This is a genomic window from Algoriphagus hitonicola, from assembly GCF_900113375.1.
In the GTDB taxonomy this organism is placed as follows: Bacteria; Bacteroidota; Bacteroidia; order Cytophagales; family Cyclobacteriaceae; genus Algoriphagus; species Algoriphagus hitonicola.
Genome location: NZ_FOPC01000016.1, coordinates 76,415 through 88,693, shown reverse-complemented (window position 1 = coordinate 88,693; position 12,279 = coordinate 76,415). Strand labels below are relative to the sequence as shown.

Here is a 12,279-nt window from a genome sequence, read left to right as displayed (position 1 = left end):
CCACGTCCTTCAGGTAGACGGGCTCGCCTTTATCGACAAACTGGATTTCAATGCATTCAATGAGTGTACCAGGCTTAAACTCTCTGTAGCCAAGCACAAGAGATTTTTCGGCCCTGCCAAACAGCTCGGTGCAGACAGAATCTATGCCACCAACAAAAATCGCAGCTTCTGCACTGACCACAAGATTTTCACCTGCTTTCCCAAAAAAGGTCCCAGAAAGCATGGTAAGTCAGAAAAAATACTCAGATCAGAAATATCCAGACAGCGGGCAACTGTAATGGAGGGTGTGTTCGGTACACACAAAGAGTCCTACGGGCTGAGAAAAATCAGGGTAAAGGGAGAAAAGCGGGAGAAGCTGATGATATTTTTTGGGATCATGGCGGCAAATGCGGTCAAAATAGCCAAGCGAAGGGCAGAGAAAGAAAGTCCCCCAGACCAAAAAGCAGCCTAAAAAAAACAATGAAAAGCACCTTGATGGGATCAGTGTGCCCAGACAGGAAATATTCGGGTAATTCCAGCTACTTGAATGCAAAAATTGTACTTTTCCGTACTGAAATTGACATCAAAACCGACCGCTAGGCAAAGAAAAAGGGCAGCTGGGATTTAGTTTTAACCCCTAACTGACCTTTTCAAAGGAATTTTCCAAGATGCCCTAATTGGACATTAGGTAAATTTTCCAATACGCCTAAAACGCTTTCGGCAATTTCGGAGCTCATATGTCTTTCAATTATTTCAGCATATTCGGTTAGTATTTCTGTTGAGACCAAAATCTGAAATTCTCGGGCTAGCAATTTTTTAAAAATCCAATGATAAGGTGATCTACTAGAAATGCTAACAAGTAAAACGTTTGTGTCTAAAACGATTTTCATTTGTGATAGGGAGTCCGAGCTGATTCCCTAAGAATTTGATCAAGTTTTTTATCATCCCACTTTTCTTTCTCCCAAATTCTATCCGCTTTTGATATGGCCTTTTCAGAAAAATATTTCACCAATAGTTCTTTTACATCAAGGAGTTCTTCCTCACTTAGTTGATGGGAGAATACTTTGAGCAATTCTTTCTGTAGATTTGATAAAGGGGTACTCATAAGCCTATTTTCTTTATTTTAATACAGCGGATAATCAGAATATTTGATTCTGAAATTTACCAAAATAATTTCTTTGGACTTTAATGCAGAAAGAATTTTGTTGACTCTAATGCCGCTCAAAAACCATTTCCGGCTCCAAAACTTCCACGTTTCCAGCTTCATTGATTCGGTCTAGGGTCACAAGTTTGGTTTCGTTGATCAGCATGGGGTCGTATTTGGCGGCTACACGGATGTAGTTTTCGGTAAAGCCATGCATTTTCCCATCCACCACATCTTCTTCAAAAAGTACGGTGAAGGTTTTTCCTAGATTTTCTTCATAGAATTTACGGCGTTTTTTCTCAGATAGAATTCTGAGCATTTTGGACCGCTCGTTTCGCTTTTTCATAGGGACCACATCTTCCATTTCAGCGGCACGGGTATTGGCCCGCTCCGAGTAGGTGAACACATGGAGGTAAGATATGTCGAGCTCATTGAGAAAGTTATAGGTTTCTAAAAACAATTCGTCCGTTTCTCCCGGAAATCCCACAATCACATCCACGCCGATACAGGCCTGAGGCATCAAAGTTTTGATTTTGCTGACTCGGTCTTCATAGAGTTCACGCAAGTAGCGCCTACCCATTTTTCGCAGAATAGTATTGGATCCGGACTGCAGGGGCACATGAAAATGGGGCACAAATCGCTTGGAAGTGGCAGCAAAGGCAATGATTTCGTTGGTGAGCAGATTAGGCTCGATGGAGGAAATCCGAAAGCGATCGATTCCACCTACTTCATCAAGTGCAAAAACCAAATCAGCAAAGCGCTCGTTCCGCTTTCCATCCACGATACCAAAATCGCCGATATTCACGCCGGTCAAGACGACTTCTTTGACATCGGTCTGAGCGATTTCCCGAGCGGACTCCAACACAGATTCGATGGTATTGCTCCGACTTTTGCCGCGGGCTAGCGGAATGGTACAAAAAGCACAGCCATAATTGCAACCATCCTGTACCTTCAGGAAGGTACGGGTGCGATCATTGATCGAATAGGCATTATTAAAGGACTTGGCTTCGGTGATTTCGCTGGCCAGGACTTTAGCTTCCTGTTCTTTGGCGAAATCGCCCAAAAGTTCGTGCAATCGAAATTTCTCGGCAGCACCTAAAACGGCATCCACGCCTTTAATTTCGGAAATTTCTCGTGGTTTCAGTTGCGCATAGCAGCCGATAATGGCCACATAAGAGTTAGGTGATATTTTTTTAGCCTCCTTGACGATTTTTTTACATTTCTTGTCCGCATTCTCGGTCACCGAGCAGGTGTTGATGATGAAAATATCTGGATTTTCCTGAAAGTCCACTTTCAAAAAGCCCCGATCTTCAAATTGCCGGCTGATGGTTGACGTTTCGGAGAAATTCAACTTGCATCCCAAGGTATAAAAGGCTACTTTTTTCACTTAATTTCCTCTTGATTATAAGTTTGCAAAGGTAAGCATTCTCCGTTTGTTTTCAATTTTCCAATTTTCGATCCCAAACCGCAATATTTTTCATCATTTGGGTAAAAAATGACGGGTATTTTTTGATAAAAGTGTAATTTTTTCAAAAAATAGGCTCAAAAAAAATCCAAAAAGCAAAAATCACAAGTATTTTTCTATTTTTGCAGGGGTAATATCAAACCACATATTGTAGAAAATGGCAACACTAAGACATCAAGCCCTGTCCATGGTACAGGCGAGACAGCGAGTTCAGGTGACTCCTCCTTCCCCAAAAATTTCAGACTTCTTCGGGGTCAACGTTTTCGGCGGTGATCAAATGAAGCAGTCTTTGGCACCATCGGTGTACAAAAAAATCATGGAGGCAATCGATAAAGGAACCAAAATCGATACAGCCACCGCAGAAGAAGTAGCCTCCGCAGTAAAGACTTGGGCTTTATCTAAAGGTGTTACTCACTATACTCACTGGTTTCAGCCATTGACTGGATCTACAGCAGAGAAGCACGATTCGTTTTTTGATGCCCATGCAGGTTTGGAAAAATTCAAGGGATCTGCTTTGGTACAGCAGGAGCCGGATGCTTCTTCTTTCCCCAATGGTGGAATCCGATCTACTTTTGAAGCGAGAGGATATACCGCTTGGGATCCTTCATCACCGATTTTCATTTTCGAAAAAACCCTTTGTATTCCGACCATCTTTGTCTCTTTCACCGGCGAAGCATTGGATTATAAAACTCCTTTGTTAAAGTCCATGGAAGCGATCAACGAAGCAGCTTTACCCATCTGTCAGTTATTTGACCGAAATGTGCGTAAAGTGACTGCCTCTCTTGGTGTGGAGCAGGAATATTTCGTGATTGACAAGGCTTTGTTCTCTGCCAGACCGGATTTGGTCATGGCTGGACGGTCTGTCTTTGGTCATAACCCTGCACGCGGTCAGCAATTGGAAGATCACTACTTTGGATCCATCCCCACTCGCGTGAAAAACTTTATGATGGATTTCGAAATTGAGGCGCTCAAATTAGGAATTCCTGTGGCTACCCGTCACAATGAAGTAGCGCCGGGGCAGTTTGAAGTAGCCCCGATTTACGAAGAAATCAACAAGGCCACAGATCACAATCAGCTTTTGATGGATGTGATGGACAAGGTCGCCGAGAAGCATGATCTCAAGGTGCTATTCCACGAAAAGCCATTTGCAGGAGTGAATGGATCTGGTAAGCATAATAACTGGTCCTTGATCACTGACACGGGTGTAAATCTATTTCAACCTAGTAATTCTGCTCGTGAAAATCTTCAGTTTCTGACCTTCCTAGTCGCCACTGTAAAAGCGGTGTACGATCACGCGGGACTTTTGCGTGCGAGTATTGCTTCTGCTGGAAATGATTTTCGATTGGGAGCCAATGAGGCGCCACCGGCGATTATTTCCGTTTTCCTCGGTGCCACTCTGACAGAGGTATTGGATGAGCTGGAGAAAAATGGCAACATCAAAATCGAAAAAGGGGATAACATGTATATGAAGCTGGGAATTTCTAAAATCCCAGAGATTATCCTTGACAATACCGATAGAAACCGAACTTCTCCATTTGCCTTCACAGGAAATAAGTTTGAGTTCCGGGCAGTAGGTTCCCACGCCAATGTTGCCGGACCTATGACGGTCTTGAATGTAATCGTGGCCGAAACCTTGAAGCAAATGACCAAGGATATCGAGAAGGAAATGAACAGCGGCAAGGAGAAGAAAATTGCCATTGTCAATGTCCTCAGAAAATATATCAAGGAGTCCAAGAAAGTAAGATTTGAAGGTGACGGATATTCTGAAGAGTGGGAGAAAGAAGCCTTAAAGCGTGGCTTAGCCAACTTGAAGTCTACTCCTGAAGCGCTTGATATTTATGAGAAAAAAGAGGTTCAGGCTCTTTTTGAGCGTCACAATGTGATGAATCCGCTCGAAGTCACAGCAAGACATGAAATTATGCTGGAGGACTTTATTAAAAAGGTACAGATCGAAAGCCGAGTGATGGGTGATTTGGCCCTCAATCATATTATCCCTACTGCAATTACATATCAAAACAAATTGATTGAAAATGCCAACGGCTTAAAAGGTCTTGGTTTGGATAATTCTGCTGCTATTGAGACCATTAAAGATGTATCCCGTCATATCGAAGCAGTCAAATTCAATGTCACTGCGATGATCGATGCCCGTCGAAAACTCAATAAAGAGGAAGACATCATCAAGCGTGCAAAAGGTTATCAAAAAGAGGTAAAAGAAGCCTTCTTTGATAAAATCCGATATGCAGTGGATAAGCTGGAACTTCTGGTTGACGATGAGCTTTGGCCATTGATCAAATACCGCGAAATGCTCTTCATTCGATAAACAAGTCTTTTAGAGTTAAGCCGCCCCTTGAAAAAGGGGCGGTTTTTTTGTGAGTGGTAAAATATCATTTTTAAAGGATTCAAAATTATTTAAAAGTAAGGGTCTTGATTTTTATGTTTTTCAGCAAAAAATTCGGTTTTTTTTGAAAAAACTTAAATTAAATTAATTGAAGTACGTTAAGTGGATATAGATTTTTAATAGAAACCGCATTGATCATCAAAAAATGTTGAATAAGAATTCCCCTTAATTTAAAATTTAAAACCCTTGTTTGATTACTTTTAAAAAAAAATTAAAAAAGAATAAGTTTTTTGTATAAAAAAATTATAGAATTGTTTTTGAAAGATTTTTGAAATCTTTAGCTTTACCCGAATAGAATAGTGCCATTGGTCTGATCACCAGAATAAGTAGCGGTTGATCAGTTGTTTACCGGATTTTAAGATTAAGTTTTGTTCATTAACCCAAATTTCATGGATAAAAAAAGTACTCTATTTTAATTTAACTCAACCGGGAATTCCCAAAATCCCAATTCAACTTAATTCAAACCATTTATTTCCAACTATGAGAAAAATTCTATCTTTCTTATGGGGGTTAGCGCTGATACTGCTGGTTAGTTTCGAGGCTTTCTCCCAAAATCGAGTAGTGACAGGTACAGTCACTAGCTCCTCGGATGGCTTACCGCTTCCAGGAGTGACAGTTCTGGACAAAACCACCCAGACCGGTACGACCACAGATGTGGACGGTAAATATTCCATCAGCGCCACGACCAATTCGGTCTTGGTATTTTCATTTATAGGCTTTGAACCACAAGAGTTTACGGTCGGCAATCAGTCGGTCATCGATGTGGCCATGGGCGAAGATATCTCAGACCTGAGTGAGGTAGTGGTCACTGCCTTCGGAATGGAGCGGGATCAAAAATCTTTGGGTTACTCAGTGACCCAGGTGGGCGGTGATAAATTCACCGAATCCCGCGCGATCAACTTTGGGAATGCGCTTTCTGGTAAAGTAGCAGGGGTAAACGTTACCCCTCCAGCTACCGGAGCTGCAGGCTCGACCCGAGTGGTCATCCGAGGTGGCTCATCCCTAACAGGAAACGACCAACCTCTTTATGTAGTCAACGGGATTCCCATCGAATCAGGAAACCTCGGCAATGCTGGGATGTGGGGTGGAAATGACTCCGGAGATGGATTGAACTCTATCAACCCAGACGATATCGAAAATATTTCGGTACTAAAAGGAAATGCTGCTGCTGCGCTTTATGGAGCGAGAGCTGCAAATGGGGTCATCTTGATTACCACCAAAAGTGGAGCTCAGCGAACAGGAATCGGTGTCTCTGTAAACTCTAACATTACTTTTGACCGGGTATGGGATCAGACCGATTTCCAACGGCAATATGGACCGGGAATCGACGGAAGAAGACCGACTACTCAGGATGAAGCGCTCAATACCGGAAACAACGGCTGGGGTGCTCCATATGACGGTGTTCCTTCGGTGCAGTTTGATGGAGAGCAGCGTCCTTATGCTTTTACCGGCGAAGAGCTATCGGATTTCTTTGAGACTTCCTACACTTGGAATAATTCCGTTGCCTTGGATGGAGGAAATGAAAATGCTAATTATCGTTTTTCTTTCTCCGACTTGGATAATAAAGACATTGTCCCCAATGCTGGATTTAAACGAAGAGTAGTCAATGCCAATATCAATGGTAAGCACGGCAAATTCACCTTGGCAGCCACAGGTCAATATTCTAATCAATTTGCCAAAAACCGACCTAGACTTTCGGATTCTCCTGGAAATGCCAACTTCTCCATGCTCGTTAGACCGGGCAATTTGCCCTTGGATGTCATGAGAGGAACGACCGACAAGCCCGGTGCCTTAGAGGACGGAACTGAGCTTCGATACCAGTCCAATGTATTCCAGACCAACCCGTATTGGGCAGCGTATCAGTTCTTCCGTGAAGACGAAACCAACCGATTCTTGGGAAATATGTCTCTTAAATATGACATCACGGATTGGTTGTATGTGCAAGGTCGAATCGGATTGGATTTCCAGTCTCGAGTGGATCGTACCTCAGAGCCTTATGGCACAGCCTACAAGCCATTGGGTGATTACAATTTGACAGAGCGGACCATCCGAGAGGACAATGCGGATTTGTTTATTGGTTTCAATAAGACCTTCGGGGATTTTGACATCGATGGATTTATCGGTGGTAACCGGATGAGAAGAACTGCCGAAAGCCTCAGAGGTGGAGGAAATGACCTGGTGGTTCCTTTCTTCAGTTCGGTAAACAATGTGCGGGCCCCTTCCATTACTTACGGCTTTTCCGAATATGGAATCAATTCCTATTTTGGGTCAGCCAATGTGGGATACAAAAACATGATCTTCTTCAATGCCACGGCAAGACAGGATCAGTTCTCTACCTTGACACCTGAAAACAGTAAGCTTTTCTATCCTTCCTTGGGATTGAGTGCTGTAATCAGTGACATGGTGACGCTTCCAGAGGTCATTACTTTTGCTAAAATCCGAGGATCTTGGGGTGAAGCCGGAGGTGGAGCACCAAACCCATATGCGCTTAACTTGACTTATGGACTCGTAGGAGCAGGTCACTTGGGTGCAAACTTGGGCCAAATTAACAATGGTTCCATTCCAAACTCTAACCTAGGTCCATACCGATCCAGTGAATATGAATTTGGAGCTGATTTGAGATTCTTTGACAACCGCGTAGGATTAGATATCGCCTATTACAATAGAACGACCAGAAACGATATTCTCGCAACGGGGATTTCGGCCACTTCAGGTTTTGGTTCGACTACGGTAAATATCGGTGAGTTGAACAACCGAGGTATCGAAATGCTCTTAAATGTGACCCCAATCGCACGTGCGGTACGATGGGATGTTTCTTTCAACTTTGCCAATAACATTTCCGAAGTGCTTAGCTTGGGAACCAATGCCGCTGGCGAACCGATCCAATTCATCAATTTGGGTCAATCCCGATTGATGCGGGAAAATATCCGCCATATCGTGGGTTACCCGCTGGGAATGATTGCCGGATACAAGCATTTGCAAGTAGATGGTCAGCCAGTCTATGATGCAAACGGATTCCCGGTGACGACTCAGGGTTTTGAAACGATCGCAGAGGGAAGACATCCGATTTCTGCGGGTTTGAGTAATACAGTGACTTGGAAAGGGTTCCGATTGTATGCTTTGATTGACATCCGTCAGGGTGGGCATATGGTTTCAGGTACTAACTATTTTGCTTACAATAATGGTTTGCACCAAGAAACTTTGATTGGTAGAGATGGTAATCTTTCTGTCAGCGGGGTGACTGCAAATGGAGAAGCCAATACCTGGACTATTCCAGCCAATCCCAATGATCCTTCCGAGTATTTAATCGATCAGTACTGGCAGCGATATGCGATGGTGACTGAAAACATCGTTTACGATGCTTCTTTTGCCAAATTGAGAGAGTTTTCCTTCGGATATACTTTCCCAAGTACGATCACTTCAAAGACGCCGTTTAACAACCTGTCGCTATCCGTGGTAGGTAGAAACTTGGCACTTCTTTGGTCAAATATCCCGAATGTGGATCCTGAATCTGCCTATGCAGTGGACGGCAACTCTCAAGGTTTGGAATTCTTTGGACTTCCGACCAACAGAAGCTTTGGATTTAATTTGTCAGCCAACTTTTAATTGAAACACAGAACTATGAAAATTTCAAATAAACTGGCAGTGATGTTAATGGCAGGTTCGCTGACTTTTGCCTCCTGTAGTGAGTCAGAGCTTTTGGACCTGAACATTGATCAAAACTCTGCCACCGATATTGATATGTCTTACTTGTTCTCCAGAGCTACTTTGGCGATAGGGGGAGAGTATGAAAATACCAGAATAGCTATGCTGTATGCATCTACGATGGTGCAGCAAACTGCATCTACTGCTGGATACTTCAGCGGGGATAAGTACTTCTATAATGCCCAGTATTCCGGTGCCTATATGCAAACCCATTATACAGGAGTGGTCAGATTATTGACGCATGTCATTACCCGAACCGACGGAGATCCTGCACAGGCAAATCTCAACGCTGCAGCAACTGTACTTCGGGTTTTTGACCTGCATCGGATGACCGATATCTACGGGGATATTCCTTATTTCCAGGCTGGAAGAGGCTTGGAAGGAGAAGAGAACTGGTTCCCAGCTTACGATAGTCAAGAGGAAATCTATACTGCCATGATCGCAGATCTGAGAGCGGCAAGAGATCGTTTTTCGGAATCTGCCAATTCATTGGGAGCTCAGGATTTTCTTTATGGAGGTGATATCAGCAAATGGAGAAAGTTCACCAATGCGCTTTTGATGCGAATCGCCATGCGAATGAGTAATGTGGACCCCACAACTGCTCAGCAGGTCTTTACCGAAGCCAATAGCAGTGGTGCTTTTACTTCCAATGAAGATATTGCTTTTATCCAATATGATTCCGGACCACAGGGTGTAAACAGAAACGGCCTTAATGACGGCTATTGGAACACTTATAAATATTCAAGAGATTGCAAAATTTCTGCGACGATGATGGACTGGATGAATGCCAACAATGATCCTCGCAAGATGATCTTAACAGGAGGAGTTGGTGATCCTGAGAATGCATCTACTTGGATTACTGATCCAGACGCACAGATTGGAATGCCAAATGGCTACACTTCGACCAATATTGGAGAGGTGGTTCCCGAGGGTACCTTAGATGGTTTCTCTATCGTTCAGCGAAATTTCTCCATGCTTAATCTCAAATATTTGGATTGGGAAGATCCCTATTACTTGATTTCCTATGCTGAGGTGGAGCTCATGAGAGCTGAGGCAGCGGTAAAAGGCTGGATTTCTTCAGATGCAGAAACCCATTTCTCCAATGGTGTAGCAGCTGCGATCAATTCTTGGGTCTATTTCGACGCTGATTTTACGGTGGATGCTCAAGAAACTGCCGCATACATTGCCGGTAGAGGATTTGGTTCTGCTTCCAATGAGGACAAACTTCGATTAATCGGTGAGGAATACTGGGCAGCCAATTTCTTAAATGCCATCGAAGCCTGGTCCAACTGGAGAAGAACAGGTTATCCAGAATTGGCTCCAACTGAGGATCCCAATGCCTTTGAGGGCAATTTTATCCCAAGGAGATTGAGATACTGGGAAAATGAGATCGGTTCCAATCCCGAAAATTACCAAGCTGCCGTTTCCCGAATGGGAGGCGATAGCTTTGCCACGAGAATGTGGTGGGACGGAGGAAATTAATTTTCCGTTAATTTAATGCCGGACAGAGGTTTTGATTGATTTCAAAACCTCTGTCTTTTTTTAACTTTATGCCGCTAAGCCCCATTTCTATGAAAAACATTTTATTTGCTCTTGTCCTACTGGTATTCATTGGATGTAAAAAATCCGAAGAAAAGGTAATCCCACCGACTAAGAATTACCATGTAGTCGGCTATGTCGCTGGATGGAAAAATATCAATCCAAAGAAGATTCCTGCCGAAAAATTAACCCATATCAATTATGCTTTTGCCGATGTAGCTGATGGAAAAGTGGAATATATCGGAGAGAATCGAGAGCGGGATTCATTGAATTTCATTACCCTCAATCAACTCAAATCCAGAAATCCAGATCTCAAAGTGCTGGTGTCGATCGGTGGATGGACCCACTCCAAAGGGTTTTCCGATGCGGTTTTGACTCAAGAGGGAATCGATCAGCTGACCAAATCGGGGGTTGATTTTTTGATCAAGCATCAGCTGGACGGATTGGACTTTGACTGGGAATATCCGAGCATTCCGGGGGATAATAATCCCTATCGGCCCGAGGATAAGGAGAATTTTATTGCCATGCTCAAGAGTTTCAGAGAATCGCTTGATTCCCTCGGCAATCTGCACGATAAACATTATCTCACGACCATCGCATCGGGTGGATTTCGAAGATATCTGGAAGAAAACGATCTGGGTGAAGCCCAGAAATACTTGGATTTCATCAATATCATGGCGTATGATTTTTATACGGCTGGAGATAATGTAACCGGCCATCATGCCAATCTTTTCCCCAACGGGGCAAAAGGAAGGTCTGCTCAAACTACGGTGAATGAACACATAGAATTTGGTGTGCCTGCCGAAAAAATCGTTCTGGGTGTGCCTTTTTACGGTAGAATGTGGGAAAATGTAGATCCTGTCGGAAATGGGCTTTTTCAAAAAGGAAAATTCAAAATGGGTCTGCCTTATCACCAAGTTTATGCCTTGACGAAAACTTCGGCTTACGATCGATTTTGGGATGAAAAAGCAGCGGCTCCCTATCTTTATTCTGAGAAGGATTCTACTTGGATTACATTTGAAGATCCTGAGTCTATGAAAGCTAAAATGGATTTTGTCAAAAAGAATAATCTCGCAGGCACCATGTTTTGGGAGCTTTCGGAAGATAATACTGGACAGTTGCTGGAGGTGATTAATGAAGAACTGAAGCCAAACGCTCAAGAGTAAATGGAGATTATCGGAGTAGATATCGGAGGGTCACATATCGCTGCCGCTTCAGTCAGCCGAGTTGAAGATCAAGTCGAAATCGGTGAATTGGTGGATCGAAATGTCGATACATTTTCAGATGCCAAGTCCATCATTGATACTTGGTCTCAGGTGATTCAGTCGGTCAAAGAATACTCTAAAACTTCTCAGATTGCCATAGCCATGCCCGGACCATTCGATTATGATCAGGGGATTTCCATGATCCATGATCAGGGTAAAATGAAGACCTTATTTGGCTGCTCTATCTGTGACCTTTTGGCCGATTCTCTGGGGATCTCTCCTCAGGCGATTTCATTTACCAATGATGCGGAGGCATTTTTGATTGGAGAAAGTCAAGTAGGGGCCGGTAGATCATTTTCCAATTCAATCGGCCTGACCTTGGGCACTGGTTTGGGCTCAGCGATTCAGGTGGAGGAAGTGGTGAAAGACGCCCAACTTTGGCGAGCTCCCTTTAAAGATGGAATTGCCGAGGATTATTTGGGTACGGCCTGGTTTGTAAACTATGCCGAGCAAAACTACCGGCTGAAGATAAAAGGAGTGAAGGATTTATTGAATGAAGAAATAAGTTCCGAGATCCGAAAATTGATTTTTGCTGAGTTCGGAAAAAATCTTGGAGAATTTTTATTTCCGTATTTGATCAGACTGCAAACTCAAGTGTTGATTTTGGGAGGAAAAATTAGCCTTGCTTCGTCGGAATTTGTCCCCTTTGTCAGAGACTTTTTGGAGCACCGTCAAGTTTCAATTCCAATTATCAGATCTGAACTCGAGGAGCATGCCGCTTTGATCGGAGCTGCCATTTCCCATCAGGAAAAAATGAAGTCCATACAGACTTAGTTTGATTTAC

9 protein-coding genes are annotated in these 12,279 nt (G+C 43.3%); 6 read left to right on the top strand and 3 right to left on the bottom strand.

From position 1 onward, the window contains the following. Positions 1-451, top strand: a 451-nt coding sequence (locus tag BM043_RS17545) for a transposase (RefSeq protein ID WP_143189572.1), incomplete at its 5' end; no start/stop codon positions are given. A 178-nt stretch (positions 452-629) separates the two neighbouring features. Here the strand turns inward: BM043_RS17545 and BM043_RS19885 are convergent. The 3 genes from BM043_RS19885 to mtaB form a co-directional block, all read right to left on the bottom strand. Then, on the bottom strand, positions 630-869 hold the full coding sequence (locus tag BM043_RS19885; protein ID WP_092794039.1) for a PIN domain-containing protein: 240 nt from the start codon (positions 867-869) through the stop codon (positions 630-632). Continuing rightward, on the bottom strand, positions 866-1,084 hold the full coding sequence (locus BM043_RS17535) for a hypothetical protein (RefSeq protein ID WP_092794037.1): 219 nt from the start codon (positions 1,082-1,084) through the stop codon (positions 866-868). The genes BM043_RS19885 and BM043_RS17535 overlap by 4 nt, the downstream gene beginning before the upstream one ends. Positions 1,085-1,190: 106 nt before the next feature. Next, the gene (mtaB, locus tag BM043_RS17530; protein WP_092794036.1) at positions 1,191-2,510 is read right to left on the bottom strand and encodes a tRNA (N(6)-L-threonylcarbamoyladenosine(37)-C(2))-methylthiotransferase MtaB; all 1,320 of its coding nucleotides are present in this window, start codon (positions 2,508-2,510) and stop codon (positions 1,191-1,193) included. Positions 2,511-2,745: 235 nt separating this feature from the next. Here mtaB and BM043_RS17525 point away from each other — a divergent pair, with 235 nt between their 5' ends. The 5 genes from BM043_RS17525 (at position 2,746) to BM043_RS17505 (ending at position 12,269) form a co-directional block, all read left to right on the top strand. Continuing rightward, a complete protein-coding gene (locus BM043_RS17525) occupies positions 2,746-4,908 on the top strand; it encodes a glutamine synthetase III family protein (RefSeq protein ID WP_092794034.1) in 2,163 nt (720 codons plus the stop codon). A gap of 558 nt (positions 4,909-5,466) precedes the next feature. Then, positions 5,467-8,592, top strand: a complete 3,126-nt coding sequence (locus BM043_RS17520; RefSeq protein WP_092794032.1) for a SusC/RagA family TonB-linked outer membrane protein — start codon at positions 5,467-5,469, stop codon at positions 8,590-8,592. Positions 8,593-8,607: 15 nt separating this feature from the next. Next, positions 8,608-10,173, top strand: a complete 1,566-nt coding sequence (locus BM043_RS17515) for a SusD/RagB family nutrient-binding outer membrane lipoprotein (protein ID WP_092794030.1) — start codon at positions 8,608-8,610, stop codon at positions 10,171-10,173. 89 nt (positions 10,174-10,262) lie between these two features. After that, entirely contained in the window at positions 10,263-11,396 is a 1,134-nt protein-coding gene (locus tag BM043_RS17510) for a glycoside hydrolase family 18 protein (RefSeq protein WP_092794029.1), read from the top strand. Then, complete coding sequence (locus BM043_RS17505; RefSeq protein WP_092794028.1) at positions 11,397-12,269, top strand: ROK family protein; 873 nt, start codon at positions 11,397-11,399, stop codon at positions 12,267-12,269. Positions 12,270-12,279 lie beyond the last annotated feature (10 nt).

What these genes read in the sequence shown, in the direction of transcription:
- BM043_RS19885 (WP_092794039.1), bottom strand. Translation starts at nt 869, where the DNA reads ATGAAAATCGTTTTAGACACAAACGTTTTACTTGTTAGCATTTCTAGT.
- BM043_RS17535 (WP_092794037.1), bottom strand. Translation starts at nt 1,084, where the DNA reads ATGAGTACCCCTTTATCAAATCTACAGAAAGAATTGCTCAAAGTATTC.
- BM043_RS17525 (WP_092794034.1), top strand. Translation starts at nt 2,746, where the DNA reads ATGGCAACACTAAGACATCAAGCCCTGTCCATGGTACAGGCGAGACAG.
- BM043_RS17520 (WP_092794032.1), top strand. Translation starts at nt 5,467, where the DNA reads ATGAGAAAAATTCTATCTTTCTTATGGGGGTTAGCGCTGATACTGCTG.
- BM043_RS17515 (WP_092794030.1), top strand. Translation starts at nt 8,608, where the DNA reads ATGAAAATTTCAAATAAACTGGCAGTGATGTTAATGGCAGGTTCGCTG.
- BM043_RS17510 (WP_092794029.1), top strand. Translation starts at nt 10,263, where the DNA reads ATGAAAAACATTTTATTTGCTCTTGTCCTACTGGTATTCATTGGATGT.
- BM043_RS17505 (WP_092794028.1), top strand. Translation starts at nt 11,397, where the DNA reads ATGGAGATTATCGGAGTAGATATCGGAGGGTCACATATCGCTGCCGCT.